At 68.2% G+C, this 26,083-nt stretch carries 25 protein-coding genes and 1 other RNA gene; 9 read left to right on the plus strand and 17 right to left on the minus strand.

The window, feature by feature from the left end; translation table 11 throughout:
- Window positions 1-3 precede the first annotated feature (3 nt).
- Window positions 4-483, minus strand: coding sequence for a GNAT family N-acetyltransferase (locus OU996_RS07590; RefSeq protein WP_267585004.1), 480 nt, complete (start codon window positions 481-483; stop codon window positions 4-6).
- Between the two features lie 7 nt (window positions 484-490).
- Complete coding sequence (locus OU996_RS07595) at window positions 491-1,285, minus strand: thymidylate synthase (protein WP_267585005.1); 795 nt, start codon at window positions 1,283-1,285, stop codon at window positions 491-493.
- A 196-nt stretch (window positions 1,286-1,481) separates the two neighbouring features.
- Here OU996_RS07595 and OU996_RS07600 point away from each other — a divergent pair, with 196 nt between their 5' ends.
- From OU996_RS07600 to OU996_RS07620, 5 genes are all read left to right on the plus strand, one after another.
- A complete protein-coding gene (locus tag OU996_RS07600; protein ID WP_267585006.1) occupies window positions 1,482-1,859 on the plus strand; it encodes a hypothetical protein in 378 nt (125 codons plus the stop codon).
- A 42-nt stretch (window positions 1,860-1,901) separates the two neighbouring features.
- Window positions 1,902-2,259, plus strand: a transfer-messenger RNA (tmRNA) gene (ssrA, locus tag OU996_RS07605).
- 52 nt (window positions 2,260-2,311) lie between these two features.
- Complete coding sequence (locus OU996_RS07610; protein WP_267585007.1) at window positions 2,312-3,079, plus strand: SspB family protein; 768 nt, start codon at window positions 2,312-2,314, stop codon at window positions 3,077-3,079.
- Between the two features lie 6 nt (window positions 3,080-3,085).
- Entirely contained in the window at window positions 3,086-4,363 is a 1,278-nt protein-coding gene (locus tag OU996_RS07615) for a flavin monoamine oxidase family protein (protein WP_267585008.1), read from the plus strand.
- On the plus strand, window positions 4,360-4,884 hold the full coding sequence (locus tag OU996_RS07620) for a dihydrofolate reductase (RefSeq protein WP_267585009.1): 525 nt from the start codon (window positions 4,360-4,362) through the stop codon (window positions 4,882-4,884). Before OU996_RS07615 ends, OU996_RS07620 begins: the two co-directional genes overlap by 4 nt.
- A gap of 36 nt (window positions 4,885-4,920) precedes the next feature.
- Here OU996_RS07620 and OU996_RS07625 read toward each other — a convergent pair whose 3' ends face one another.
- The 6 genes from OU996_RS07625 to OU996_RS07650 form a co-directional block, all read right to left on the minus strand.
- A complete protein-coding gene (locus OU996_RS07625; protein WP_267585010.1) occupies window positions 4,921-5,694 on the minus strand; it encodes a tetratricopeptide repeat protein in 774 nt (257 codons plus the stop codon).
- A 124-nt stretch (window positions 5,695-5,818) separates the two neighbouring features.
- Complete coding sequence (gene ykgO / locus OU996_RS07630) at window positions 5,819-5,944, minus strand: type B 50S ribosomal protein L36 (RefSeq protein ID WP_013167868.1); 126 nt, start codon at window positions 5,942-5,944, stop codon at window positions 5,819-5,821.
- 167 nt (window positions 5,945-6,111) lie between these two features.
- Window positions 6,112-6,606: a ribonuclease HI gene (gene rnhA, locus OU996_RS07635; RefSeq protein WP_267585639.1), complete on the minus strand. Its 495-nt coding sequence runs from the start codon at window positions 6,604-6,606 to the stop codon at window positions 6,112-6,114.
- A gap of 23 nt (window positions 6,607-6,629) precedes the next feature.
- Window positions 6,630-7,607, minus strand: a complete 978-nt coding sequence (locus OU996_RS07640) for a homoserine kinase (protein WP_267585011.1) — start codon at window positions 7,605-7,607, stop codon at window positions 6,630-6,632.
- Between the two features lie 25 nt (window positions 7,608-7,632).
- Window positions 7,633-8,604: a 4-hydroxy-3-methylbut-2-enyl diphosphate reductase gene (ispH, locus tag OU996_RS07645; protein WP_267585012.1), complete on the minus strand. Its 972-nt coding sequence runs from the start codon at window positions 8,602-8,604 to the stop codon at window positions 7,633-7,635.
- A 106-nt stretch (window positions 8,605-8,710) separates the two neighbouring features.
- Window positions 8,711-9,337 carry a YceI family protein gene (locus tag OU996_RS07650; RefSeq protein WP_267585013.1) on the minus strand — a complete coding sequence of 209 codons (627 nt, stop codon included), beginning with the start codon at window positions 9,335-9,337 and terminating at the stop codon, window positions 8,711-8,713.
- Between the two features lie 333 nt (window positions 9,338-9,670).
- Here OU996_RS07650 and OU996_RS07655 point away from each other — a divergent pair, with 333 nt between their 5' ends.
- Complete coding sequence (locus OU996_RS07655; RefSeq protein WP_267585014.1) at window positions 9,671-10,378, plus strand: DUF1013 domain-containing protein; 708 nt, start codon at window positions 9,671-9,673, stop codon at window positions 10,376-10,378.
- A 131-nt stretch (window positions 10,379-10,509) separates the two neighbouring features.
- Here the strand turns inward: OU996_RS07655 and OU996_RS07660 are convergent, their stop codons facing one another.
- Window positions 10,510-12,465, minus strand: a complete 1,956-nt coding sequence (locus OU996_RS07660) for a propionyl-CoA synthetase (protein WP_267585015.1) — start codon at window positions 12,463-12,465, stop codon at window positions 10,510-10,512.
- Window positions 12,466-12,835: 370 nt separating this feature from the next.
- Complete coding sequence (locus OU996_RS07665; protein ID WP_267585016.1) at window positions 12,836-13,012, minus strand: YdcH family protein; 177 nt, start codon at window positions 13,010-13,012, stop codon at window positions 12,836-12,838.
- Window positions 13,013-13,213: 201 nt separating this feature from the next.
- Between OU996_RS07665 and OU996_RS07670 the strand changes: the two genes are divergently transcribed.
- Complete coding sequence (locus OU996_RS07670; protein ID WP_267585640.1) at window positions 13,214-13,420, plus strand: YdcH family protein; 207 nt, start codon at window positions 13,214-13,216, stop codon at window positions 13,418-13,420.
- A gap of 60 nt (window positions 13,421-13,480) precedes the next feature.
- On the opposite strand, the gene OU996_RS07675 is transcribed toward OU996_RS07670, so the two are convergent.
- Both OU996_RS07675 and OU996_RS07680 read right to left on the minus strand, forming a co-directional pair.
- Window positions 13,481-13,966 carry a peroxiredoxin gene (locus tag OU996_RS07675; protein ID WP_267585017.1) on the minus strand — a complete coding sequence of 162 codons (486 nt, stop codon included), beginning with the start codon at window positions 13,964-13,966 and terminating at the stop codon, window positions 13,481-13,483.
- 140 nt (window positions 13,967-14,106) lie between these two features.
- On the minus strand, window positions 14,107-14,943 hold the full coding sequence (locus OU996_RS07680; protein WP_267585018.1) for a protein-disulfide reductase DsbD domain-containing protein: 837 nt from the start codon (window positions 14,941-14,943) through the stop codon (window positions 14,107-14,109).
- A 133-nt stretch (window positions 14,944-15,076) separates the two neighbouring features.
- Here OU996_RS07680 and OU996_RS07685 point away from each other — a divergent pair, with 133 nt between their 5' ends.
- Window positions 15,077-15,703, plus strand: coding sequence for a YqgE/AlgH family protein (locus OU996_RS07685; protein ID WP_267585019.1), 627 nt, complete (start codon window positions 15,077-15,079; stop codon window positions 15,701-15,703).
- Window positions 15,704-15,779: 76 nt separating this feature from the next.
- Here OU996_RS07685 and OU996_RS07690 read toward each other — a convergent pair whose 3' ends face one another.
- The 3 genes from OU996_RS07690 to OU996_RS07700 all read right to left on the minus strand — a co-directional run bounded on the left by OU996_RS07690 (window position 15,780) and on the right by OU996_RS07700 (window position 21,160).
- On the minus strand, window positions 15,780-18,947 hold the full coding sequence (locus tag OU996_RS07690) for a putative bifunctional diguanylate cyclase/phosphodiesterase (RefSeq protein WP_267585641.1): 3,168 nt from the start codon (window positions 18,945-18,947) through the stop codon (window positions 15,780-15,782).
- 402 nt (window positions 18,948-19,349) lie between these two features.
- Window positions 19,350-20,522, minus strand: a complete 1,173-nt coding sequence (locus OU996_RS07695) for a sel1 repeat family protein (protein ID WP_267585020.1) — start codon at window positions 20,520-20,522, stop codon at window positions 19,350-19,352.
- On the minus strand, window positions 20,522-21,160 hold the full coding sequence (locus OU996_RS07700) for a thiamine phosphate synthase (RefSeq protein WP_267585021.1): 639 nt from the start codon (window positions 21,158-21,160) through the stop codon (window positions 20,522-20,524). The genes OU996_RS07695 and OU996_RS07700 overlap by 1 nt, the downstream gene beginning before the upstream one ends.
- A gap of 289 nt (window positions 21,161-21,449) precedes the next feature.
- Here OU996_RS07700 and OU996_RS07705 point away from each other — a divergent pair, with 289 nt between their 5' ends.
- A complete protein-coding gene (locus OU996_RS07705; protein WP_267585022.1) occupies window positions 21,450-23,927 on the plus strand; it encodes a carbohydrate-binding family V/XII in 2,478 nt (825 codons plus the stop codon).
- 58 nt (window positions 23,928-23,985) lie between these two features.
- Here the strand turns inward: OU996_RS07705 and pstB are convergent, their stop codons facing one another.
- Both pstB and OU996_RS07715 read right to left on the minus strand, forming a co-directional pair.
- Window positions 23,986-24,723, minus strand: a complete 738-nt coding sequence (gene pstB / locus OU996_RS07710; RefSeq protein WP_267585642.1) for a phosphate ABC transporter ATP-binding protein PstB — start codon at window positions 24,721-24,723, stop codon at window positions 23,986-23,988.
- A 271-nt stretch (window positions 24,724-24,994) separates the two neighbouring features.
- Window positions 24,995-26,020, minus strand: coding sequence for a class I fructose-bisphosphate aldolase (locus OU996_RS07715; RefSeq protein WP_267585023.1), 1,026 nt, complete (start codon window positions 26,018-26,020; stop codon window positions 24,995-24,997).
- Between the last annotated feature and the right edge of the window lie 63 nt (window positions 26,021-26,083).

The raw sequence follows: 26,083 nt of genomic DNA on the forward strand, positions 1-26,083 counted from the left end.
GGCTCAGTCTTCCGCTAGAGCCTTCAGCGCGTCGCCGGTGACCCGCTGGACGGTCCACTCGTCCATCGGCGCCGCACCGATGGAGCGGTAGAAGCGGATGGCGGGCTCGTTCCAGTTGAGTACCCACCACTCGAAGCGCCCGAGACCCTCCTCGACGCAGCGCCGCGCGAGGTGGCGCATGAGCGCCCTGGCGATGCCGCGCCCGCGATAGGCCGGCCGTACATACAGATCTTCCAGATAAAGCCCGTGGCGGCCGCGGAAGGTCGAGTAGTTGTAGAACCACAGGGCGAAGCCGGCCGGCGCACCGTCCCATTCCGCGATGTCGCAGAACACGCGGGGGTTCGGCCCGAACAGGTCGCGCTCGATATCGGCCAGGCCCGCCTCGACCTCGTGCAGCAGCTTCTCGTAATCGGCGAGTTCGCGCACGAAGGCGAGGATGAGCGGGGCATCGGCCGGTGTGGCCGGGCGGATGGACAGGCTCATGGCCGCCTCAGACCGCCACCGGCGCCTTGATGGCCGGGTGCGGGTCGTAATTCTCGATGGCGACATCCGCGAAGCGGAAGGCGAACAGGTCGTCCACCGCCGGGTTGAGCCTCAAGCTCGGCAGGGCGCGCGGGCTGCGCGAGAGCTGCTCATGCACCTGCTCCATATGGTTGGTGTAGATGTGCGCGTCGCCCAGTGTATGGACGAAATCGCCGGGCTTCAGCCCCGTCACCTGCGCCACCATATGGGTCAGCAGCGCATAGGAGGCGATGTTGAAGGGCACGCCGAGGAAGATATCGGCCGAGCGCTGGTAGAGCTGGCAGGAGAGCCGGCCATTGGCGACATAGAACTGGAACAGCAGGTGACAGGGCGGCAGCGCCATTTGCGGCACATCCGTCGGGTTCCAGGCCGAGACGATCAGCCGGCGTGAATCCGGGTTGCGGCGGATGTCGGCGACGACCTGCGCGATCTGGTCGATCACGCCGCCCTTGCCGTCCGGCCAGGAGCGCCACTGATGGCCATAGACCGGGCCGAGATCGCCCTTGTCGTCGGCCCACTCATCCCAGATCGAGACGCCGTTTTCCTTGAGATAGGCGATGTTGGTGTCGCCGGCGAGGAACCACAGCAGTTCGTGGATGATCGAGCGCAGGTGCAGCTTCTTGGTGGTGACGAGCGGAAAGCCCGCGCCGAGATCGAAACGCATCTGGTGGCCGAACACGGAGAGCGTGCCGGTGCCGGTCCGGTCATCCTTGCGGATGCCCTCGCGCAGCACGCGTTCCAGAAGCTCGTGATATTGCCGCATGGTCTCTCTCGTCATCGCTGCCGGTGGTGCCTCGACCCACTATATATAGCGCAAGCCTGCCTCCGCCGCAGCCCAAGCCGCGCCCCGCACACAGCAAAAGCGCCCGCTTCCTCATGCTGCGGCGGTATCGGGGGAACCTCGTGAGCCCCCGCCGGCTTGTCCTTGGCGCGCACCATTCACCGAGGGAGGAGACCCCATGTCCAGCAACGCGACCACGGACGACAAGGCGGCGACGCTTGCCGGCACCACTATCGAGCGGACCGACAGCACCACGGCGCTCGCCAAGGAGCATCATCGCCTCGCCATGCATCTCAACCTGCTGGAGAAGGACGCGACACACCCTATCGACCTCGTGGTGGAAGGCTCGCACATGAATCCGGCCTTGGTGCTGCGCGACGGGCAGGCGCTGCGCAGCGCCCACTCCGACGTGCGGCTCGACTATGAGTTGATGCGCGAGGTGCTGATGGAGGTGATCCGCACCCGCATCGCCGAGCTGGATGAGAAGCTCGGGGGCTCGCAGGGCGGCAACAAGCCGATCGAGCGCCTGCAATATGGCGACCAGACGGAGGCGTGAAAACGCTGTCCGGCAGAAGGGGCGGGATGACGCAAGCCCGCCCCCCTTCCAACCGGCCGCCCGAACGCCTATATTCCCCTCCGCCGGTGCAAGCCGGCTATGGCGATAAACGGACATCGTAATAAACCCATCGGACCCGGGGGCAGTACCCGGCGCCTCCACCCGAGCCCATCCCACGCTGGTGGGTTCCGGCGGGGGCGAAACAGGATCGACGAGGGCGTAAAGGGTTTTCTTTCGCTCGGCATGGTACCGCCGTCATCGGACCAAACTTATAGTTGCCAACGACAACTATGCTCCGGTTGCTCAGGCCGCGTGAGCGGTTTGATCTCTGGGAAATAAGTCCTTGCGGGTAGCACTGTAAGGCGGGGTTCGGAGGCACCTGGCAACAGAAGCCTCCACTTCCTTTCAAGGACCGGCTGGCGGTCGAGGCTGGAATCGGGTTCATTGCCGGCATGAGCGTCGATCTTATTCGCTATGATTTGTTGGTTCAGGACGCGCTGCGCGCCGTGGTGCGCCGCGTCCTCGTGGACGTTGCGCGCGACGGTCTGCCTGGCGACCATCACCTGTACATCTCCTTCGACACGACGAACCTGGGCGTGCGCCTCTCGCCGCGCCTCAAGGAACGCTATCCCGAGGAGATGACGATCGTTCTCCAGCATCAGTTCTGGGATCTGATCGTCACCGAGGCCTATTTCGAGGTCGGGCTGTCCTTCAATGGCATCCCCGAGCGGCTGCATGTGCCGTTCGACAGCCTCAAGGGCTTCTTCGACCCTTCCGTGAAGTTCGGCCTTCAGTTCGAGCCTTCGGGCGCGGCGGAGGACGACGAGGAGGGCGAGGCCACACCTGCCCCGGCGGCGGCGCCGACACCGATTGGTGTCCCGCGCCCCACCTCGGTGCCGTCAACGCGCGCGCCCTCCGCTGGCGAGGCAAAGCCGTCGCGCCCCGCCGCCAAGGTCGAGTCCGTCAAGGCGGAGCCCGCGCGCCCGGTGGCGGCCAAACCGGCCGAGGCCGCCGGCAAGCCCGTTCCGGCCGCGAAGCCCGCCAAATCGGATGCGGCCAAGGCGGAATCTCTCAAGGAGACAGCCAAGCCGGACGCCCCCAAGCCTAACGCCGGCAAGGCGGAGGCTGCCAAACCCGCCGCTGCGGCGACGGAGGCGGAGGCTGATGGCGAGACCAAGGGCGCGCAGGTCGTGCGCCTCGATGCCTTCCGCAAGAAGTAGCTTTCCGTGAGCGGCCATCATGAGGTGATCGTCGTCGGGGCCGGCGCTGCCGGCCTCGCGGCAGGCGCGCGGCTTCATCAGGCCGGTGTCGATGTGCTGGTGGTGGAGGCCGCGCCGCGCACCGGCGGGCGGGCCTATACCGACAGCTCGACCTTCGGCGTGGCCTGGGATCGTGGCTGCCATTGGCTGCATTCGGCTTCGGTCAACCCGTTGCGCCAGGCCGCTGATGAACTCGGCATCCCCTATATGGTCCGCACCAACCGGCAGGCGCGGGCGACGCATCTGGGGGAGCGTTGGGCCGATGAGGTGGAGCGTGTGTCCATCTGGGAGGCCATTGACGGCATGTTCACCGCCGTTCACCAGGCCGGCGACGAGGGCCGCGATATCGCCGCGAGCGCGGTGATCGACACCGCCACGCCCTGGCTGCGGTTGACCCGCCACTGGCTGACGCTGATGGCCGCCACCGAGGCGGAGCGGGTGTCGACTCTCGATTACGCCGCCTATTCCGACACGGTGGAAAACTACCCGGTCGAGACGGGCTATGGCGACCTTGTCCAGGCGGTCGCCCGCCGCGCCGCGCCGGCGCTGCCGATCCTCACCAACTGCCCGGTCGCGACCGTCGACTGGTCCGGCGCCGGTGTCGCGCTGGATACGCCGCGCGGCCGGCTCACGGCGCGGGCCGTCATCATCGCCGTGCCGACCCCGGTGATCGCGCGCGGCAGCCTCGCCTTCGCCCCGCATCTGCCGGTGGACCTCGCGGAAGCCTTCGCGGCGCTGCCTCTGGGCGCGGCGGAGAAAGTGGCCGTTCATTTCGACCGCGACGTGTTCGGCCTGCCGCCAACCACCTATATCGACACGCTCGATCTGCGCGATCCCGCCCGGCACCCGATCAACTTCACCCTCAATCCCTTCGGAGCGCCGATGGCGATCGGCCAGCTGGCCGGCGACAATGCCGCCCGGCTCGTCGCCGCCGGGCCGAAGGCGATGGAGGATTTCGCCCTTGCCGCCCTCACGGACGCCTTCGGCGCCGACATTCGCCGCCATGTGACGGGCGTCGCCACCACCGAGTGGGTGGCGGACCCGCTGATCGGCGGCGCCTATAGCTGCGCGCTGCCGGGCCTTGCCCATATGCGCGCAAGGCTGCGGCAGGCGCTGGCTGATCGTGTCTTCTTCGCTGGAGAGGCAGTCTCCGCCCACGCCTATTCCACCGCTCATGGCGCGCATCTGACCGGCCTTGCCGCCGCCGAGGCGGCGCTCGCCCAGCTCAAGGGCCGTGCGGCGTGAGCGCGCCCGGCGGGCTGGTGCTCACCCTCGTCGTCGCGGTCGCCGAGAATGGCGTGATCGGGCGCGGCGAGGAATTGCCCTGGCACATTTCCGGCGATCTCAAGCGCTTCCGCGCCATCACCTGGGGCAAGCCGATCCTGATGGGGCGGCGCACTTTCCAGTCCATCGGCCGGCCGCTGCCGGGCCGCACCAGCGTGGTCATCACCCGCGACGCCGGCTTTGCCGCGCCGGAAGGCGTCATCGTCGTGCCCTCGCTGGCGGCGGCGCTGGCGGCGGGTGCGGCGGAGGCGGCAAGGCTCGGCGTTGACGAGATGGCGGTGGTGGGCGGCGCGCAGATCTACGCGCAGGCCCTGCCGCTGGCGCAGCGGCTGCGGCTGACGCAGGTCCATGGCCGGCCCGACGGCGACGTGCATTTCCCGCCCTTCGATCCCGCCGACTGGCGCGAGACCTATCGCGAGGGGCCGATCAAGGGCGAGAAGGACGAATTCGCCTTCAGCTTCGTCGATTACGACCGGGCCTGATACGACCGGCCTGACACGAATAGGCCTCAGCGCCCGTCAGATCGGCCGGCCCTCGACGGTGAGGGACAGTTCCTCTTCCATCTCGCCGACCTCGTCGAGATGGGGATAGGCGGCGAGCGCCTGACGGGCGGCTTCGAGCGCGTGCTTCTCGTCGCCGATCTCCTTGCAGATGATGGCGATGCCAGCCCAGGCGCCGTAGTGGCGCGGCTCGCGCGCCACGACCTGACGCAGATCGAGCAGCGCGTCGGAGAAATCCTGCTTGAGATAGAACACGGTCGCCCGCTTGTTCCAGGCTTCCAGATGATCGGGCGCCACCACGAGCACGCCATCGAGCAGCTGGATGGCGAGGTCATAGTCCTTCGCCTCGGTGGCCTGCGCCGCCCGGTTCATCAGCAGATCCGCCGTGTCGCTGCCCGAGGGGGTGAGCGCGATGTCGATGCGGGCGGCAATCTGCTTGGCGGATTCCTCGTCCGGTGCCGCCTTCAGCGCCGCGAACAGGGCATCGAGCCGCTTGGCGCGGTCGGGCTCACTCGTGGCGCTCTCGACCGGGGAGGTGGTGCTGCGCCCCTCGCCCTCGGCGGGGGCTTCCTTCGCCTTGGGAATCTCGACTTGGACGGGCGAGCCCTTGCCCGGCAGATCCGTGCCGGCATCCGGTTTGCCCGGCGTGGCATGAGGGTCTGGGGCCGGAGCGGCGGGCGACTGGATGAGGAGAAGCGGCACGCGGCCGGTCGTCTCGGCCGCGGCGGGAAGGCCGATCAGCGAGACGGCGAGGGCAACGGCAAGGGGCGAGACAGCAGAAAGGGCGCGCATGGCTCCAGTGTAGGAGCGATGGCGCCCTCGTCAACGCGCGTGAGCGCACCCCGAGAAAACGTGAACGCGGCCACCAGGGCCGCGTTCAAACCGTATCAGAGGCGCCGGAAACCGGCGCCGGCTCTCAGCCCTGGCGGGCCTTGAAGCGCTTCTGGGTCTTGTTGATGATGTAGACACGGCCCTTGCGGCGCACCAGACGGTTGTCGCGGTGACGGCCGAGCAGCGACTTGAGCGAGTTACGGATCTTCATGACACTTAACCTTCGGATCGATACGCCTGCGCATGAGACGGCGCCTATGGTCGCGCCCCGATCCGCCAGCTTCACCTAAATTCGAGGCCCGGCTGATAGCGGAGGGGAGGGGGGCTTGTCAATCGAGCGGGCGGTTCCCACACGGCGTTTTCCGCCCCGGTGCGCGCTTATCCCATGCCCCGCCCGGCCTTGAAGGGCGCCATGCCGGCGCGGGCCAGCTCGTCCGCGCGCTCATTCATCGGGTCGCCCGCATGGCCCTTCACCCAGTGCCAGCGGATCTCGTGGCGGGCGATGGCAAGTTCGAGGCGCTCCCACAGGTCGACATTCTTCACCGGCTTCTTGTCGGCCGTGCGCCAGCCATTGCGCTTCCAGCCGGCCATCCATTTGGTGACGCCGTTGCGCAGATATTCGCTGTCGGTGTGCAGGTCGACCGTGCAGGGCCGCTTCAGCGCCTCCAGCGCCGAAATCGCCGCCATCAGCTCCATGCGGTTATTGGTGGTCGGGGAATCGCCCCCGCAAAGCTCTTTCTCTGTCCCCGCATAGCGCAGGATCGCCCCCCAGCCGCCGGGGCCGGGATTGCCGGAGCAGGCGCCATCGGTCCAGATGGCGACGATGCCCTTCGGCGACTCCTTGGGCGGCTCTTTGGCGTCATCGCCGAAGATGCGGGCGGTGCCGGGCGCCGTCTTCACGCCGAAGGCCCCATTACGCCGTAATCGCGCGGGCTCTCGACGGAGCGGTGGAAGCGCAGCTTGCGCAGATATTCCAGCGGGTCGTGCGGACGCACCAGAGCGCCGGGCGGCACATTGAGCCAGTCGACGAGGCGCGTGAGCAGGAAGCGCAGCGCCGCCCCGCGCGCCAGCACCGGCAGCGCGGCGATCTCGGCCTCGCTCAGCGCCCGCTCGGCCTGATAGGCGGCGATCATCGCCCGGCCCTTGGTGAGGTTGTAGGCGCCGTCCGGCTCGAAGCACCAGGCGTTGAGGCAGATGGCGAGGTCATAGGCGAGAAGGTCGTTGCAGGCGAAATAGAAGTCGATCAGCCCCGATAGCCGGCCGTCGGTGAAGAACACATTGTCGGGGAACAGATCGGCATGGATGACGCCCGCCGGCAGGCCGGTCGGCCAGGCGCCTTCCAGCAAGGCGAGCTCGTCGGCGATCAGCGCGCGCAGGCCCGCCGCCACGGTGTCCGCGCGCTCGCCCGCCGCGTCATAGAGCGGGCGCCAGCCGGCGACCGAGAGCGCATTGACGCGGCTATACGCGGTGAAATCGGCGCCCGCCTTGTGCAGGCCGGCGAGCGCCGTGCCGAGCGCGGCGCAATTGGCGGCGGTCGGTCGCCGCACCGAGGTGCCCATGAGAAAGGTGGCAATCAGCGCCGGGCGGCCGGCAAGCGTGCCGAGCGCGACGCCCGCGCGATTGCGCACCGGCTGCGGGCAGTCGATGCCCCGGCTGGCCAGATGCTCCATCAGCCCGATGAAGAAGGGCAGGTCGGCCGGGTTCACCCGCTTCTCATAGAGGGTGAGGATGAAGCTGCCGGCTTCGGTCTGGAGCAGATAGTTCGAGTTCTCCACCCCTTCCGCGATGCCCTTGAAGGCGCGCAGACGGCCGAGCTCATAGGTCGCGAGGAAGGCTTCGAGCTCTTCCGGGGTCACATCGGTATAGACGGCCATCGGTGCCTGTCGGGTGTGGAAGAGCCTATTCGGCGGCGTCGGGGCGAAGCTGCCGGGGCAGCGGGAAGAACACGTCCTCATTCACCGTGTACACGGTCTCGACCGCGACCTGATAGCGCTCGGCGAAGGCGTCGATGATTTCCTCAACCAGAATCTCCGGCGCCGAGGCGCCGGCGGTGATGCCGAGCGAGGCGATGCCGGTGAAGCGGGGCCAGTCGATCTCGCTGGCGCGCTGCACGAGATCGGCGATGCGGCAACCCTCGCGCTCGGCCGCTTCGCGCAGGCGCTGCGAGTTGGAGGAGTTCGGCGCGCCGACCACGATCATCGCGTCCACCTGCGGGGCGACGCGCTTCACCGCCTCCTGCCGGTTGGTGGTGGCGTAGCAGATGTCTTCCTTGTGCGGGGCCACCATGGCCGGGAAGCGCTGCTTGAGGATCGCCACGATTTCCGCCGTGTCGTCGATGGAGAGGGTGGTCTGGGTGGTGAAGGCGAGGTTTTCCGGGTCGCGCGGGGTGAAAACGCGCGCCTGCGCGGCGGTCTCGACCAGCGAGACGGCGCCCTCGGGCAACTGGCCCATGGTGCCGATCACCTCCGGGTGGCCGGCATGGCCGATCAGCACGACCTCGCGCCCTTTCTTGTGATGCACGGTCGCTTCGCGGTGGACCTTTGTCACCAGCGGGCAGGTGGCGTCGATGGCGAAGAAATTGCGCTGGGCCGCATCCTCCGGCACCGACTTCGCGACGCCATGGGCGGAGAAGATCACCGGCGCCGCCGTGCCGGCCGGCACCTCGTGCAACTCCTCGACGAAGACCGCGCCCTTCGCCTTCAGCCCTTCGACCACATATTTGTTATGGACGATCTCGTGCCGGACATAGACCGGCGGGCCATAGAGGGCGAGCGCCCGCTCCACCGCGTCGATGGCGCGCACCACGCCGGCGCAGAAGCCGCGCGGGGCGCAGAGCAGAACGCGCAGATGAGGTTTCTCGGCGGTGGGCATCGCGTCGTCCAGCGGGGCGCGTCCAAGGGGAGGCGCGGTGACAATACGCCTTCCGTCATGGGTGCCGCCGCCCGCCCTGTCAAGCGCGGGGCAGGGTCGCCTCCGCCTAGGTTGGCCGCTTCTTGAAGGCGCCGACGATGGTGAGCGTCACCTCGTCCGACACCATGGGCACGGCCTCGCCCAGCCCGAAATCGCTGCGCTTCAGGCTGGCGGAGGCGGTGAAACCGACATTCTCCGCCTTATGCTGGGGGTTATAGCCGGCGCCGATGAAGCGCGCCTCGAGCGTCACCGGCCGGGTGACGCCGTGCAGGGTCAGCTCGCCCGCGATGGTCGCCTCGGTGCCGCGCACTGTGACGCGCGTGGATGTGAACGTCGCGGTGGGGAATTTCGCCGCGTCGAAGAACTCGGCGGAGGCGAGATGCTCGGCAAAGCGCGGCGAGGTGACGACCAGCCCTTCCATCGGGATGGTGATGGCGAGCTTGGCCGCCTCGGGCGCCTTGGGGTCGAGCAGCAGCGTGCCGCTCATCCGTCCGAACATGCCGCTCAGCGGGGTGAAGCCGAGATGATCGACCGACCAGATCACCTGCGTGTGGTTGGCGTCGACCTCATAGGTGCCGCCGCTGATGCGGGAGACGTCCGGCTGGCCGGGCCGCTGGGCCGCGTCCTGCGCCTGTGCCGGGCTCAGCGCGCCCAGCGTCGCCGCCGTGAGTGCCGCGAGAAACCAACGCCTCATCCTGTCCTCCCCTGCCGTGCCGCGTTTTGCGTCGTTCCGGGCGGGGAGATTAGGGCGGGGATACCGCAGCGGCAAGGCCGGGCATGGATTATCACAAGTGAAATGGACTTTATTATCAAACGCTTATGAGTGTTGGCGGGTCGCGTCGCTGCCGCCTGCGCGCGGATGGCCTCACGCGGTCTACGCAATCATTTGCAGGATGGCGCGCGCCGGCCTATATTCCCGCCATCCCGGTCATCGTCAGACGGTCCGAGGCTGCGCCCCCGAGGGGTGGGCGGAGCGCGTGAGAGAGTCTGCGCGACCGAATGAACCAATTGGATGGAGACGCGTCCCATGGCGAACGCCCCCCTCATGCCGAAGGCCACCGCCGTGTGGCTGGTGGAGAACACCGCGCTGACCTTCGACCAGATTGCGGACTTTTGTAAGCTGCATGTGCTGGAAGTGAAGGGCATCGCCGACGGCGAGGTCGCGCAGGGCATCAAGGGGCTCGACCCGGTGAACACCGGGCAGCTCGCCCGCGAGGAAATCGAGAAGGCCGAGAAGAACCCGAACTACCGGCTGAAGCTTCAGGAATCCAAGGTCCGCCTGCCGGAGCCCAAGCGCCGCCGCGGCCCGCGTTATACGCCGGTGTCGAAGCGTCAGGATCGCCCGAACGCGATCCTCTGGCTGCTGCGCAACCACGCCGAGCTCAAGGACGCGCAGATCATGCGCCTCGTGGGCACGACCAAGACCACGATCGAAGCGATCAAGGAGCGCACCCACTGGAATGCGCAGAACCTGACGCCGATGGACCCGGTCACGCTCGGCCTGTGCTCGCAGATCGACCTCGATATCGAAGTTCAGCGCTCCTCCAAGGATCGCCCCGCCGGCGCGCAGGTCGAGGACAGCACCACGCTGCTGCCGGCCGAGATCACCACCGGCGCTGGCGCTCACGACGAGCCCTACACCGCGTCGCGCAAGCCGCGCGAGGAGCCGATCGACCTCGAGACGGTGTTCGCCAAGCTCGGCGGCTCGCGCAAGAGCGCGGCCGAGGAGGAGTGATCCTCCGACGACCGCTGATGACGTCATCCCGTAACGGCCGCAGGCCATATCCGGGATGACGTCATCTATCTTTCTGAAGCGATCCCGGCTCTGCGCGTCGCTTGGCCGGGATGACGTTCGGAACAGATTCTCTACGCCGCTGTCACCTTGGCAAGGCCGCGCGCGCTGAGCACGGCGGCGATCTCGTCCAGCGTCGCCGGATCGTCGATGGTAGCCGGCATGTTCCAGCTCTGCGCGTCGGCGATCTTTTTCATCGTGCCGCGCAGAATCTTGCCGGAACGCGTCTTGGGCAGGCGGTTCACCGTGATCGCCAGCCGGAAGGCGGCGACCGGGCCGATGCGCTCGCGCACCAGCGCGACGATCTCCGTTTCGATCTGCGCCGGCGAGCGGGTGACGCCGGATTTCAGCACCAGGAAACCGCAGGGCACTTCGCCCTTCAGCTCGTCATGAATGCCGATCACCGCGCATTCGGCGACATCCGGGTGCGCGGCGAGCACTTCCTCCATGCCGCCGGTGGAGAGGCGATGGCCGGCGACATTGATGATGTCGTCCGTGCGGCCCATGATGAAGAGTTGGCCGTCATCGTCGCAGAAGCCGGCATCCGCCGTCTTGTAGTAGCCGGGATAATCGGTGAGGTAGCTCTCGCGGAACCGTTCATCCTGTCGCCACAGCGTGGGCAGGCAGCCGGGCGGCAGCGGCAGCTTGATGGCGATGGAGCCCATCCGGTTGGCGGCGACGGGATGGCCGCCTTCGTCGAGAATGTCGACCTGATAGCCGGGCATCGGCACGCCGGTCGAGCCGACCGTCACCTCCAGCGGGTCGATGCCGACCGGGTTGCCGGCGATGGCCCAGCCGGTCTCGGTCTGCCACCAGTGATCGACCACGGGCACGCCGAGCCTGGCCTTGGCCCATTCCACCGTGTCGGGGTCGGCCCGCTCGCCGGCGAGGAACAGGGTGCGCAGCGAGGAACGGTCATAGTCCTGCATCAGAAGACCCTCGGGGTCTTCCTTCTTGATGGCGCGCAGCGCGGTTGGCGCCGTGAACAGCGCGGCGACCTTGTACTGCTCGATCACCCGCCAGAACGCGCCGGCATCGGGCGTGCCGACCGGCTTGCCCTCATAAAGCACCGTGGTGCAGCCGGTGAGCAGCGGGGCGTAGACGATGTAGGAATGGCCGACCACCCAGCCAATATCCGAGGCCGACCAGAACACCTCGCCCGGCGCCACGCCATAGAGCCCTTCCATCGACCAGCGCAGCGCCACCATGTAGCCGCCGGTGTCGCGCACCACGCCCTTGGGCTTTCCCGTCGTGCCGGAGGTGTAGAGGATGTAGAGCGGATCGGTCGCCGCCACCGGCGCGCAGGCGGCGCTCACCCCCGCCGCGAGGGCCTCGTCGCGGCGCGTCGCCCAGTCCTGATCGCGTCCCGGCACAAGGCTCGCCGCGACCTGCGGGCGCTGGAAGATCAGGCAGGCCGCCGGCTTGTGGGTGGCGATGGTGAGGGCGAGGTCGAGCAGCGGCTTGTAATGGACGACGCGGCTCGGCTCTATGCCGCAGGAGGCGGACAGCACGATCTTCGGCTGGGCATCGTCGATGCGGCTCGCCAGCTCCGCCGCCGCGAAGCCGCCGAACACGACGGAATGCACCGCGCCGATGCGGGCGCAGGCCAGCATGGCGAACACGGCTTCCGGGATCATCGGCATGTAGATGACGACGCGGTCGCCGGCCTCCACACCCATGGCGCGCAGCACGCCGGCAAGCGTCGCTACCTCGGTCTGCAAGTCGACGTAGGTGATGGTGCGCTGGGTGCCGCTCACCGGGCTGTCATAGAGGATCGCCGCCTGTGCCCCGCGCCCGGCGGCGACGTGCCGGTCGACCGCGTTGTGGCACACATTGGTCATGCCGCCGGCGAACCAGCGCCCATAGACCCCGGCTTCGGGATCGAACACGCGGCGCGGCGGTTCCATCCAGTCGATGGCCTCGGCAGCCTCGCGCCAGAACCCTTGCGGATCGGCGATGGAGCGGGCGTGGATGGCGGCGTAGCGGCCCGATGGAGGGCGCGCGGGGTCGGTCGCAGGCGCGGCGCTCATGGTGGCGTTCTCCCAGAGGGGCGATTTTTCTTCTGTTACCCTCAATTTCACGGCTCGCGGGCGGGTATTCAAGAACGCTCAAATGCGTACGACCTTGGTCGACCCTACGTCATGTCCCCGTGGTTGAGTCTGAAACGCGAACCGCCGGCCCTTGTCAGGCCGGCGGCGGAGTTCTTTCGCGTTGATCGCGGGCGGGTGTCCGGTGGGCCTGCATGCCGTCCATACGGGCCGCGCTCGCTCGGGTTGCGAGCGCAGGCCCCGGAGCATTCTCGCCGAAAGTTGCTCGACCTTCGCGGCGTGGCATGCTCGCGTCCGGCAGAAGGCGGCCCTTCATCTCGATCGGGATGGGGCCACCGGCACTGGCTTGGCCTTAATGCAGCGTCGCGCCCTTGAGCCGCGAGATTTCATCCTTCAGATGAAGCTTCCGCCGTTTCAGATCGGCCACCCGTACATCGTTGGACGACGGGCGGGTCATTTCTTCACGCAGTTCCTTCTCCAGAGCCTGATGGCGCCTTTCCAGTTCCGCGACATGCGCTTGCAAAGACATGGGCATCTCCCTGTCATTCGGAAACGAGCGTCATGAGTGTGTCACGCAAGCCGCGATCTGTCGACGAAACGATGCGCTGCGCCGCACCATGGGCGGTCGCCTGTTCGGGGATGTTGCAGGGGCTGGCCTGGCCAGCAATACTCGGCCGCAAGCTTCGGCAGACCGGAGCGAGTCGGGTCGCGGGTCGAAGGTTTGATACAGATAACGGCGGATGAGGAAACCGAGCTGAGGGCTCTCCTCGAGCGCCTTAAGCAGGAGCATCGTGATCTCGATGCGGCCATTGCGACACTGCAGCAGATGCCTGGCAGCGATCAGCTTCAATTGGCCCGGTTCAAGAAGCGCAAGCTGGTGCTGAAGGACCGCATCAGCTTCGTTGAGGACCAGATCTGCCCGGACATCATCGCGTAAGCGTGATGCTGCACCGCAACCATCCCGGCACGCGGCCGGGATGGCGTCAGGGCGGCGCGATCAGAACTGCGTGAGCAGCACGTCGGCGTTGGTCGTGTCGGCCTTGCTCGGCACCGGCTCGACATTGAGGATCAGCACCTCGCCGTCATCGACCAGCATGGAATAGCGCTTGGAGCGCAGGCCGAGGCCCGCGCCCGAGGCGTCGAGTTCGAGGCCGAGCGCCTTGGCGAATTCACCGTTGCCGTCCGAGAGGAAGACAATCTTGTCGCTGGCGCCGGACGCCTTCTGCCAGGCTTCCATGACGAAGGGGTCGTTCACGGCGGTCACCGCGATGGTGCTGACGCCCTTGGCGAGGAAATCGTCCACGCGGGCGATGAAGCTCGGCAGGTGGTTCTTGTGGCAGGTGGGCGTGAAGGCGCCGGGCACCGCGAAGAGCACGACCTTCTTGTTCTTGAAGAACTCCTCGGTGGAGGTCGGCACCGGCCCGTCGGCGGTGGCGATGCGGAAGGTGGCGCTAGGCAGCTGATCGCCGACCTTGATCGTCATGGGTGTTTCCTTTCGTGCGCGAAGACGGATATGCGCGGGATCGTTCAGGCCAGCCGGCAGGCCCGTACCGCCGCGGGCACGGGCCGCCGGTCGGCCGGGCGACGGTAGAATAGCCATTTCCCGCGTCGCGGGAAGCCGTATCAGGGAGCGGAAAGCGGGGCCGTCACCTCGACCGCGCCGGCGCGGTCGGTGAGGGTGAAGCGCAGCAGCGTCGTCGCGATATCGCCGCCCGAGGGCACGCCATCGACCGGCAGGGTGAACACCGCGCGCCCGTCCGGCCCGGCGCTGCGCTCGGGGAGCGGCAGGGCCCAGTTGTCGTCCGGCCCCTCGACGAAGAGATCGGCCGTGCCGGCATCGCCGACGCGGGCAAGGATGCGGATGCGGCGCTGCTCGCCGCTGCCCTCCAATGTCGCGCTCTCGATGGCCGGCGCGGCGCCCGCCCCGAGGGTCGCGGTGAGCGGAACGGCGGCGAGGGCGGCGGTGAGGGTTGGCGAGGGCGCCCCGGCGCCGGAGGCAGGCACGTCGAGTGTCACATTGGCGGTGGCGGGCTGGCAGATCTTCTCGCACACCGCGAAATCGAGCGCGAGCCGCAGCTCGACCGGCTTGCCGGCCTCGCGCGGGGTGACCTTGAAGGGCAGGGTGACGTCGCTCTTGTAGCCGATGGAGAGGCTTCCCCCCTCGTCGAAACGCACGGGCGCCGGCCAGAGCACTTCGACCGCGCCGACATTGCTCGATCCCGACCAGTCGAAGCGCGGCGGCACGCCGGCATCGCCCGGGTAGCGCCAATAGGTCTTCCAGCCGGGGGTGAGGCGGATCTGAACGCCGCCGGTGAGCGCGCCTCCCTCGGACGCCGCGACCAGCCGCACCGCCGTGCCGGAGGGCGCCGACCAGCCCGACGCGATTTCGGCCCGTGCGGGCGCTGTGGCCGCAAGGCCGGCGGTGATGAGGGCTGTGAGGAGGGCGCGACGGACAACCATGATTGAGGCGATACCCTGCCGGCCGGCGCATGGAAAGCGGACGCGCCGCACTTTCGTGTGAGGGCTCCGGCGCGGCGGGTGGCCACGCCCGGCGGGGCTTGAAAATGCCCCGGCGAGGTTTACGCTTTCCCACATGTGGATCGGACGGGAAGGCCGTGGAAGTTCCGGCGGCGGTTCGAGCGGAACCTTTCTCGAAGGGCAGATGCTGGTCGCCATGCCGGGCATGCGCGACGAGCGTTTTGCGCGCGCGGTGATCTATCTGTGCGCCCACTCGCCCGAGGGAGCGATGGGCATCATCGTCAACCAGCCCGCCAGCAACATCAAATTCACCGATCTGCTCGTGCAGCTCGACGTCATCCCGCAGGATGAACGCATCCATTTGCCGCGCAGTGCCGGCGGGGTGCGGGTGCTGAAGGGCGGGCCGGTGGAGACCGGGCGCGGCTTCGTGCTGCACAGCGCGGATTTCTTCATCCAGGATTCGACGCTGCCGATCGATGACGGCATCTGCCTCACCGCGACGCTCGACATTCTGAAGGCGATCGCCGCCGGCGGCGGGCCCGCCAATGCGGTGCTGGCGCTCGGCTATGCCGGCTGGGCGCCGGGCCAGCTTGAGAACGAGATCCAGCAGAATGGCTGGCTGCACTGCCCGGCGGACCGTTCGCTGGTGTTCGACGCCGATGCCGGCGCCAAATATGAGCTGGCGCTGCGCAAGATCGGCATTGATCCGGGCATGCTGTCCTCGGAGGCCGGTCACGCCTGACGGCCCGGACACGTCGCCCCGATAGGATTGCCGAAAACACATGGGCGCAGGCGACGTGTCCTCGGATTCAGTCGCCTCAGTTTGAGGGTGCGGCCTTTGCCGCGGCGGGCACGCTCGGCGGGCCCTCCTGCGCCGCGCCGGCGGGTGCAGCTGGCGTGCGTCCAGCCTCGCCCGGCGCCCCATTGCCTTGTGCCGCGCGCGGCACGGCGACGGTCGGCGGCGTGGCGGGCGCCGGCCGGGCCGGGGCGCCATTGGCGGCGGGGCGCGGCGTGCCGTTCGGCGGGGGCGCTGGGCGCGCGGGACGGGGCGCGGCGGCGCCGGCCGGAGCCGCCCGCACCGGGGCCGGGGCCGGCTGGCCCACCGTCGTGTCGCCGTCCTTGGCGGCGTCCTTGCCCTTGCCGCGCGCCAGCAGCCGGCCGCCGAGCGAGGCAGGGGCAGCATCCGGCTGCAGGCGCTTGCGGGCTTCGTCGGCGGTCAGCGGTTCGCCGAACAGCTTGCCCTGGCCATAGCGGCAGCCGAGCTTGGCGAGCGCGGCGGCGGCCTGTTCGCTCTCGATGCCCTCGGCGACAATGTCCATGCCGAGATCATGCGCCATGTTGATGATGGTGCGCAGGATCACCGGCCGCTGCGCCTTGTTGCCGTTGCGCCCCAGCGCCTTCATGAAGGTGCGGTCGACATTGATCGTGTCGAAGGGGAAGCGCTGGAGATAGGCCAGCGACGAGTAGCCGGTGCCGAAATCGTCGAGCGACAGGCCGGCGCCGAGTTCGCGCATCCGCATCAGGATCTGCGCGGCATATTCCGGGTTCTCCATCACCAGAGATTCGGCCAGTTCCAGCTTCAGCGTGCCGGGCGCGACGACGTTGCGGGCGAGGATCGCCTTGATGTCCTGCAACAGGTCGTGCCGCAGCATCTGCCGCGAGGAGATGTTGACCGAGACGAAGATCGGCTCGCCGCGCATGCCGCGCTGCCAGCCGCCAAGCTGGCGGGCGGCGCTGTCGAGCAGGAACAGATCGATGTCGACGATGAGGCCGGTATCTTCGGCGATCGAGAAGAAATCGTCCGGGCCGAGCGTGCCGAGGGTCGGGTGCAGCCAGCGCGCCATCGCCTCGAAGCCGGCGATGGCGCGCGTGGCGAGGTCGACCACCGGTTGATAGACGATGTTGATCTCGCCGCGCTCCAGCGCCTGGCGCAGATCGGCTTCCATGGTCAGCCGGTCGAGCTTGTGCGTGCGCATGCTCGGGCGGAACACCTCGATGCGGTCGCCGCCGACGCGCTTGGCGAAATACATCGCCAGTTCCGCGTCCTTCAGCATCTCGTTGGGGGCGCGCTTCTGCCCGTCAGCCAGCAGCAGGCCGATGGAGGCGGTGATGAAGATCTCGCGGTCGCCGAAGGTGATGGGCGCGCGCAGCGTGCGGCGCAGCGTGTCGGCGAAGGCGGTGATGCGTTCGGGGTCTTTCTCCGAGAGCAGGATCAGCGCGAAATGGTCGCTGCCGAGCCGTGCCAGCGTGTCCTGCTGCTTGGTGAGGCGCATCAGCCGGCGCGCGACGGTGAGCAGGATCGAGTCGCCCGCCGGCATGCCGAGGCTGGCATTGACCTGCTTGAAGCGGTCGAGGTCGATCAGCATGATCGTCGGCTTCAGCGTGTCGTCGGCGCGCACGAAGCCGTTGGCGGAGGCGAGGCGATCGAGGAACAGCTCGCGGTTGGGCAGGCCGGTCAGGTTGTCATGCACCGCGTCGTGCAGCATCCGCTCCTCGGCGGTGCGGCTGTCTGTGACGTCGGAGAGCGTGCCGATGCAGCGCACCACCTCGCCATCCGTGCCCACCACCGGGCGGGCGCGCAGGTTGAACCACATGTAATGGCCGTCCTGCGCCCGCAGGCGGAAATCCTGGTCGATACGCCCGCGCCGCTGGTCGAGCAGGCCGTCCAGCGTGGCGCGAAAGCGATCGCGGTCGGCGGGGTGGATGATGTCGAGCCAGCCCGCGGCTTCGGTCTCCAGCGCGCCATGCTTGAGGCCGAGCATGTGCTCGGCTTCCGGGCTGACATGGATGCGGTCTGTGTCGACGTCCCAATCCCACACGATATCGCCGGAGCCGGCGACGGCGAGCGCCCGGCGCTCGAGTTCCTGCGCGCTGCCGGCGACCGAGCCGATGCCGGCGAAGGCGTGCTGCATGACCGTGAAGCCGATCAGCATGACGATGAGGACGAGCCCGCCCAGCAGGGCCGGGGCCACGAGGTCATTGCCGATATGGCCGGACACCGCCATGCCGGCGGTAAGCACCCAGACCACCAGCAGGAACAGGGTGGGGATGATCAGCACCGCGCGGTCATAGCGGTGCAGCGCCAGCCACAGCACCACCGCGAAGCCCATGAAGGACACGACCAGCAGCGAGGGCCGGGCGATGCCGGCGGCGGCGGAGGGATCGAGCAAAGCAAGGCCGACAAGAGCGGCCAGGAACACGAGCCAGCCGGCGGTGATGTGGGCGTAGCGCACATGCCAGCGGTTGAGGTTGAGATAGGCGAAGAGGAACACGACCAGCGTCGCCGCCAGCATCGCCTCGCCCGCCGCGCGCCAGAATTGCTGCGCCAGCGGCGAGATGCCGAACACTTTCGACCAGAAGCCGAAATCGAGGCCGATATAACCCAGCACCGCCCAGGCCAGCGCGGCGGCGGCCGGGAACATCGCGCTGCCCTTCACCACGAACAGGATGGTGAGGAACAGCGCCAGCAGGCCGGCAATGCCGATGACGATGCCATTATAGAGGGTGAAGGAGTTGACCTTGTCCTTATAAGCCTCGGGCTCCCACAGATAGAGCTGCGGAAGGCCGGAATCGGCGAGCTCGGCCACCAGCGTGACCGTCGTGCCGGGGTCGAGCGTGATGAGGTAGACATCCGCATCCGGCGCGTTTTGGCGCTCAGGCCGGAAGCCCTGGCTCGCGGTGACGTTCAGGATGCGGCGATTGCCCAGATCAGGCCAGAAAACGCCTGAGCCGACCATCCGGTAATGCGGCGCGACGATGAGGCGGTCGACCTGCTCGTCGGTGTTGTTGGCCAGCGCGAACACCGCCCATTTGCTGCCATCCGGCCCCGGCGCCACGGAGCGCACCTCGATACGGCGGACGATGCCGTCCGAGCCGGGGACGGTTGAGACCTGGATGCGGTCGGTGTCGCTATTGTGGCGCTCGACGGCGGGCGCGAGGTCGACCACCAGCGCGTCGAGACGGATCGCCACCGCCTCGAGCGCCATCGCGCCCGAGCTCGGGAGCGCGCTCGCCAGAACGAGCGCGACAAGGGCGAATGCCAGCGGCCCGAGCACCCGCGCAAGGGCGGGCAGGGGCTGCGGGAACCGACGGTGGAAGGCCAAACGGGTACCCCTGCTTGTGGCGTCAGCCATATCGAAGACCGCGGCGAAGTCCGCACGGGAGTCCGCCCGCCGCCGGCTCCCTCGCGGCGACGCGCCACGATGAGTAGCGGCGCCGGGCGGCGGGGGCAAGGCATGCGGGCGCGCACACTCCGGCCGATCGGCGGAAGGCGCGCGCAGGCTCGTCCGTGCGGGAGGACCGGGCGGGCGACCATCTGCGTAAATCATGAAGCATTTGCGGCAAAGGCGCGGGCGCGTCGATGGACTCACGGGAAAGGCGGGCGGGGCTCACGGCGCGGGAGACCCCGCCGCCGGGGGGGCCGGCGTGAGACCGGCAGGCACCGATGAGCCCGCCATGCCCGTGGGCTGTGTGCCGGTCGCCTGCCAGGCCTTCAGCCGCGCATCGACCTCGGCCCGCTCCTGTGGCGTCAGGTTCTCCACCAGCTTGTCGAGCATGGGATCATCGAGCTTCTGCGCCTTGGCGGTGAGGTGCCAGGCCGCCGCCGCGATCTTGTCCTGCGGCACGCCGCGCCCGGCGGAGAGGATGCGCGCATAGCGGTTCTGCGCGATCGGGTTGCCAGCGAGCGCGGCCTTGCGGAAAAGCTCGGCCGCGCGGGCCTCGTCCTTCTGCACCCCGGTGCCGTTGAACAGCATGATGGCGAGTTCGGTGGTGGCGACAGTGCTGCCGAGATCGTCGCCCCGGCTGAGCAGGCGCGCGGTCTCGCGCGGATCCTTCGGCACGCCATTGCCATCGCGATAGAGCGTGGCGAGGGCGTAGACGGCGTCCGGCTGGTCGGCCTCGGCGGCGCGCTTGAACCATTCGGCGGCTTCCGCCGGCTCGCGCGGGGCGACCGCGCCCTGAAGGTAGATCAGGCCGAGATTATAGGCCGCCGCCGCATTGCCCTTGGCCGCCGCCTGACGCAGCAGGGCGACGCCGTCATCCTTCTGGTCCGGCGCACCAGAAATGAGCTTCATCGAGCCGAGGGTGAACAGCGCGTCCGCATTGCCCTTGGCGGCCGCCGCCTCGAACCATTTCTGCGCGGCTTCCTTGTCCTGCGGCACGCCATAGCCTTGCGAGAGAATTTCACCGGCCAGCACCATGGCCGCCGTGTCGCCCTGCTTGGTGGCGCGCTGGACGGCGAGGTCGAGCGCGGTGCGGTAGCGCCCGCGCTGGAAGGCGGCATAGGCGGGATCGGGCTTGGGCGGTGTCTTCGGCTGGGTCGCCTTCGGCTTGGCCAGCTTGATCGCGGGCGCGGCCTTGGCGGGTGTCTTGCTGCCCGGCGGCACCGCGTCGACGCCCGGCGGGGCATCGCTCGGCGCGGGATTGATCACCGGCAGGCTGATCGGGCCGTCCGAGGCGGGCGACCCGTCCTGCGCCCACGCGGCAAGCGGCGCTACCAGCAGGGTCGCCAGCGCGACGCCGTGCAGCGCAGGCCTCAGCAGGCGGGCGGGCCAGCGCATCAGGCGGACGCTCCAGCCAGTGCCTCGGCGAGCGCGGCGCGCTCAGCCAGCAGCGTGTGCTCGATGGCGATGAAGTCGGCGCCGGCGATGGCGAGCGCCTGCACCTCGTCCAGCGAACCGGCATAGGCGACGCAGGGCGGCTCGAAGAGCTGCACCCACCAATCGGTGCGCTCGAGCGTCGTCTCGAAAGGCGGGCGGCGTCCCTGCGCGTCAGGCTCGCCGAACATCACGTAATCCGCGCCGGCTTCGGCCGCCGTCATGGCGTCGTGCTTGGTGCGCAGGCCGCCGGCGCCGGCGATGCCGTTCGGGCGCAGGGCGGCGAGCGCGCCCTTGAGCGCAACCGGGCCGTCGAGATGGGCGCCATCGGCCTCGAGCGCGAGGGCGAGCGCCGCGTTCGCCTCGATCAGGCAGGCCGCGCCGATGGCGTGGCTGGCGGCGACCAGCGGGCGCAGCCGGTTGGACGGCTTGTCATCCGCGCCGGCCTCGGGGCGCAGCAGCACGGCGGCGATGTCCAGCGTCTCGCCGGCGGAGCGCAGGGCCGTGGCGGCGGCTTCCCCTCCGGCGGCGTCACCGGGCGCGGCGACGAGCACATAAAGGCGGGGAAGGGTACGGGCAGGTTCTTGGACAGGTCGGACCATGAGATCAGCCATGTTGCAGGATGGCGGCGAAAGCGCGGCAGCCGTCGCCTGTCTAGAGCCCTTCGCGCCGCAACGGAATCGCGGTGGCGACGAAAAGCGCCTCGAAAGCGCCCCCCATGCGAAAAAACGCCGATGTGCGCGCTTCCGGCTTAACCCATTCTTCGCCGTGCCGGCAGCTCGCGCGTCTGTGCGCGCCGGGCTGCTTCACCCGGTCACATCTGCGGTGGTACAGACTTCCGGTGCGCTCCGCCGGATCGCTTCGGCCGTACCCAGCAAAAATGGGGGAAACATGCCCATCCGCCACGCCCGCATCGCCCTTCTGCTCGCCGCAAGCACACTCGGCGTCGTGCCGGCCCTTGCCCAGCAGCCGGCGGGCCAGCCCACCGCGCCGCCGGCCGCTGCCGCGCAAGATTCCGCTGTGCCCGCGACGCTGGCCTGGCCGCGCAGCTTCGATCTCGGCGACCAGATGATTCAGCTCTATCAGCCTCTGGTCGAGCAGTTTGACGGCAATACGCTCACCGGCCGCGCCGCCGTCGCCATCGGGCCGAAGACCGGCACGCCGACCTATGGCATCGCTCATTTCACCGCGCATGTGACGATCGACAAGCCGGCGCGCCTTGCCCAGCTCAACAACATCGCCGTCACCAAGGTGGACGTCCCGACCGACCCGTCGCAGGACGTGACGCTGATGAGCGCGCTGCAGTCGCACCTGCCGCCCGAAGGCATGACGGTCGCGCTCGACCATCTTCTCACCAGCTACGCCGCGTCCAAGGAGATCACCAAGGACATGACGCAGCCGGTCGAGAACACGCCGCCGCGCGTGCTGTTCGCCGACAAGCCGACCATTCTCGTGCTGGTGGCCGGCGATCCGGTCCTGCGCCCCGTTGATGGCGCGGCCGGCTTCCAGCGGGTGATCAACACCCATCCGCTGATCCTTGTCGACGCCAACGGCGGCTATCACCTGCAGGCGGCCGGCGCCTGGTACGCGGCCAAGGCCATTACCGGGCCGTGGGCGCTCGACACCCGTCCCGACGCGTCGGTCCAGGCAGCGGGTAGCATGGCGAATTATGCCGAGGCCGCCCAGTCGCTGCTGCCGGCCAGCGGCCAGCCGCCGAAGGTGCCGCCGGCCATCGTCGTCTCCACCCAGCCGGCCGAGCTCGTCATCACCGACGGCGCCCCGCAGATGGTGCCGGTGAACGGCACGGCGCTGCTGCGCGTCGGCAATGCCGACCACGCCATCATTCTCGATCCGACGAGCAACCAGTATTACATCCTGATCTCCGGCCGCTGGTTCCGCGCCGCCGGGCTGAACGGCCCGTGGAGTTTCGTGCCCGGCGCCAGCCTGCCGGCGGACTTCAAGAAGATCGCCCCGACCGACCCGGCGGCGAACGCGCTGGTCGCCGTGCCCGGCACGCCGCAGGCGAAGGAAGCGGCCATCGCCGCCACCATCCCGCAGACCGCGACCATCGCGCGCAACACCCAGCTCACCGTGCAGTATGACGGCGGGGCACCGCGCTTCGTGCCGATCAAGGGCACGCGGCTGTCCTATGCGGAGAACACCCGCACCCCGGTCATCATGGTCGACCCGACGCGCTATTATGCGCTGTTCAAGGCGGCCTGGTTCGTCGCGGGTGCGCCGGAGGGCCCGTGGTTCGTGACCGCGACGGTACCGGCGGCGATCTACACCATCCCGCCCTCGTCGCCGCTGCATTATGTGACCTATGTGAAGGTCTATGCCGCGACCCCCGATGTGGTGACGGTCGGCTACACGCCGGGCTATCTCGGCGTGGTGCTCTCGCCCGACAACACGGTGGTCTATGGCACCGGCTATGACTGCATCGGCTATGTCGGCAGCTTCTGGTATGGCTGCCCGGCGACCTATGGCTACAATGCCGCATTCGCCTGGACGACCGGCTTCGCCTTCGGCTTCGCGGCGGGCTATCCGTGGGGTGCGTGGGGCCCGGCCTGGGGGCCCTATTGGGGCCCCGGTCCGTGGGGTGGGCCCTGGGCGGGTGTGAACGTCAACCAGACCAACATCTATGGCCAGTGGGGCGCCAACGCCACCATCACCCATGCCTATGGCTATAACCCGTGGACCGGGACGCAGGGCGTCGCCAACGCGGTGAACGGCGTGACGGCCAATGGCACCGCCTTCCAGGGCCGCTCGGGCGCCGCCTTCAACCCGTGGACCGGAAACTATGCGGCCGGGCGCGAGGGCTCGTTCTTCAACCCCAATACGGGTGCGGAGGGCGCGGCGCGGGCGGGCGTGGTCGGCAATGTCGACAGCGGCAATTTCGCCGCCGGTCGGCAGTCCGCCGCCTATAACCCGACCACTGGCTTCGGCCATGCCTCGGAGAGCGGTGTGGCGGTCAATAACGGGCAGGTCAGCGCCGACAGCCGCGGCATCGTTGGCAACACCAAGACCGGCAATGCGGTCGCCTGGAACAACGGCAACGTCTATACCGACCATGATGGCAGCATCCATCAGTACGACCCGGCGAGCGGCTGGCAGAACCACACCGCCAATGGCTGGCAGTCGGACAGCGACGCGTCGCAGATCGACCGGCTGAACCAGCAGCGCAGCTTCCAGCAGTTCGGCAATGACCGGGTGGACAGCATCGCCCGCGCCGGTGGCTTCCAGAATGCCGGTGCCGATTACGGCCGCTCCTTTGGCGGCGGCGATTACGGCGGCTTCCGTGGCGGCGGGGACTTCGGCGGTGGATTCCGGGGTGGCATGGGCGGCTTTGGCGGTGGCTTCCGCCGTTGAACCTCACCTGATGTGGAAATCCCCGGCTTTGGCCGGGGATTTTTTTGGCTCCGTCGCCTCAGCCCATGCGGCCCGTCACATAGCGGGCGGTGCGTTCGTCGCGCGGCGCCGCGAAGATCTGCTCGGTCGTGCCGAATTCGATCAGCTCGCCAAGATACAGAAATGCCGTGTAGTCCGACAGGCGGGCGGCCTGCTGCAGATTGTGCGTGACGATCACGATGGTGCTGTCGGCTTTCAGCGTCTCGATGGTGGTTTCGATCTTGGCGGTTGAAATGGGATCGAGTGCTGAACAGGGCTCGTCGAGAAGAATGACCTCGGGCCGCACCGCCATGGTGCGCGCGAGGCAGAGGCGCTGCTGCTGCCCACCCGACAGGCTGAGCGCATCATGGTCGAGAAGATGATGGACCTCGTCCCACAGTGCGGCGCGGCGCAACGCGTCCTCCACCCGCACATCGAGGTCGGTGGCGGAGAGTTCCTCGTTGAGGCGCAGGCCGATGGCGACATTGTCGTAGATCGACATCGGGAAGGGCGCTGGCTTCTGCGTGACCATGCCGACGCGCCGACGCAGGGTGAGCACGTCCGTGCCCGGTGCGAGGATATCGGTTCCATCGAGCAGGACCGATCCCGTCACATGCTGCTCCTCATAGAGGTCGGCCATACGGTTCAGCACGCGCAGCAAGGTGGACTTGCCACAGCCGGACGGACCGATCAGCGCGGTGATGCGATTGGCGTGAATGGGTAGGGAAACATCCGTCAAAGCCGGCTTGTGGCCGAATGAAAAGCCGACATGACAGATGTCGAGTTTGACCGAATCCTGGCGCTTCGCTGCGGGACTACGGCCGGAAAGCTGGCCGACATCGAACTCAAATCGTGTGGGATCGGTTCTAGGATCGTGTCGCACGCTGCTTCCTCCCGTGGAAGGCGAGTGAACAGTGCTTTGGCCCCGCTTTCGTTGCGGAAAGTCAAGTGACGTCGAGTGTTTCCAAGCAATTATAAGAGCCGGCAAATAAAAATGCCGCCCCTGGGGGCGGCATTCTTCGTCGCAGCGCCAATGCTGGAGAAACGGCTCAGGCCGCTTTCTTCTGCTCGATCTCCGGCGTCCACTGACCGAGCGCGGCGAGGTAGTTCATCTTCGCGCGGTGGGTGAAAGCGGCCTGGCCGGCGGCGATGTTCTCGGGCTTGCCCGACCACGCCTTCTGCGGCGCGGCCTGCAGGGCGCGGCCATAGGAGAAGGTGAGGTTCCACGGCAGCCCGCCGCCACGGATCATCGCGTCGAGATGGGCGGTGGCTTCCTCGTCCGACTGGCCGCCCGACAGGAAGGCGACGCTCGGAATGGCGGTCGGCACGCAGTTCTTGAGGCAGCGCACGGTCTTTTCCGCCACTTCCTCGACCGAGGCCTGCTTGCCCGACTTCTTGCCGGCGATGACCATGTTCGGCTTCAGCACGGTGCCTTCGAGCTTCACGCGGCCGTAGAAGAGCTGCTGGAAGACCTCCTTCAGCACCCACTCGGTGACCTCGTAGCAGCGGTCGATGTCGTGGTCGCCGTCCATCAGGACTTCCGGCTCGACGATCGGCACGATGCCGGCGGCCTGGGCCAGCGCCGCATAGCGGGCGAGGGCCTGGGCATTGGCGAGGATCGAGGTGTAGCTCGGGATGTGCGGCCCGATATCGATCACCGCGCGCCACTTCGCGAAGCGCGCGCCGAGGTCGTAATATTCCTTGAAGCGCTCGCCGAGGCCGTCGAGACCCTCGGTGATGGTCTCGCCGGGGCAACCGGGCTGGGGCCGCGCGCCGGCATCGACCTTGATGCCGGGGATGGAGCCGGCCTTCGCGATCAGTTCGGTCAGCGGCGTGCCGTCCGCCGCCTTCTGGCGGATCGTCTCGTCGAACAGGATGACGCCGGAAATGTACTTCGTCATCGCCTCGTCGGAGCGGAACAGCATCTCGCGATAGTCGCGACGGTTCTCAAAGGTCGATTCGACCCCGATCGCGTCGAAACGCTTCTTGATGGTGCTCGAGCTTTCGTCGGCGGCGAGGATCCCCTTGCCACCTGCTGCCAGTTTGTACGCGACCTCTTCGAGGCTAGCCGTCATCTCTCTCTCCCGCGCGAAACAGATGAACCCGGCCCTCATCGGGAAAATCCGGGTCGATCCGAG

It is taken from the genome of Ancylobacter sp. SL191 (assembly GCF_026625645.1).
GTDB lineage: Bacteria > Pseudomonadota > Alphaproteobacteria > Rhizobiales > Xanthobacteraceae > Ancylobacter.

Coding starts and splice junctions, on each gene's coding strand:
- OU996_RS07590 (WP_267585004.1), bottom strand. CDS start 483: ATGAGCCTGTCCATCCGCCCGGCCACACCGGCCGATGCCCCGCTCATC.
- OU996_RS07595 (WP_267585005.1), bottom strand. CDS start 1,285: ATGCGGCAATATCACGAGCTTCTGGAACGCGTGCTGCGCGAGGGCATC.
- OU996_RS07600 (WP_267585006.1), top strand. CDS start 1,482: ATGTCCAGCAACGCGACCACGGACGACAAGGCGGCGACGCTTGCCGGC.
- OU996_RS07610 (WP_267585007.1), top strand. CDS start 2,312: ATGAGCGTCGATCTTATTCGCTATGATTTGTTGGTTCAGGACGCGCTG.
- OU996_RS07625 (WP_267585010.1), bottom strand. CDS start 5,694: ATGCGCGCCCTTTCTGCTGTCTCGCCCCTTGCCGTTGCCCTCGCCGTC.
- ykgO (WP_013167868.1), bottom strand. CDS start 5,944: ATGAAGATCCGTAACTCGCTCAAGTCGCTGCTCGGCCGTCACCGCGAC.
- OU996_RS07640 (WP_267585011.1), bottom strand. CDS start 7,607: ATGGCCGTCTATACCGATGTGACCCCGGAAGAGCTCGAAGCCTTCCTC.
- ispH (WP_267585012.1), bottom strand. CDS start 8,604: ATGCCCACCGCCGAGAAACCTCATCTGCGCGTTCTGCTCTGCGCCCCG.
- OU996_RS07650 (WP_267585013.1), bottom strand. CDS start 9,337: ATGAGGCGTTGGTTTCTCGCGGCACTCACGGCGGCGACGCTGGGCGCG.
- OU996_RS07655 (WP_267585014.1), top strand. CDS start 9,671: ATGGCGAACGCCCCCCTCATGCCGAAGGCCACCGCCGTGTGGCTGGTG.
- OU996_RS07660 (WP_267585015.1), bottom strand. CDS start 12,465: ATGAGCGCCGCGCCTGCGACCGACCCCGCGCGCCCTCCATCGGGCCGC.
- OU996_RS07665 (WP_267585016.1), bottom strand. CDS start 13,012: ATGTCTTTGCAAGCGCATGTCGCGGAACTGGAAAGGCGCCATCAGGCT.
- OU996_RS07675 (WP_267585017.1), bottom strand. CDS start 13,966: ATGACGATCAAGGTCGGCGATCAGCTGCCTAGCGCCACCTTCCGCATC.
- OU996_RS07680 (WP_267585018.1), bottom strand. CDS start 14,943: ATGGTTGTCCGTCGCGCCCTCCTCACAGCCCTCATCACCGCCGGCCTT.
- OU996_RS07685 (WP_267585019.1), top strand. CDS start 15,077: ATGTGGATCGGACGGGAAGGCCGTGGAAGTTCCGGCGGCGGTTCGAGC.
- OU996_RS07690 (WP_267585641.1), bottom strand. CDS start 18,947: ATGGCGCTCGAGGCGGTGGCGATCCGTCTCGACGCGCTGGTGGTCGAC.
- OU996_RS07695 (WP_267585020.1), bottom strand. CDS start 20,522: ATGCGCTGGCCCGCCCGCCTGCTGAGGCCTGCGCTGCACGGCGTCGCG.
- OU996_RS07700 (WP_267585021.1), bottom strand. CDS start 21,160: ATGGTCCGACCTGTCCAAGAACCTGCCCGTACCCTTCCCCGCCTTTAT.
- OU996_RS07705 (WP_267585022.1), top strand. CDS start 21,450: ATGCCCATCCGCCACGCCCGCATCGCCCTTCTGCTCGCCGCAAGCACA.
- OU996_RS07715 (WP_267585023.1), bottom strand. CDS start 26,020: ATGACGGCTAGCCTCGAAGAGGTCGCGTACAAACTGGCAGCAGGTGGC.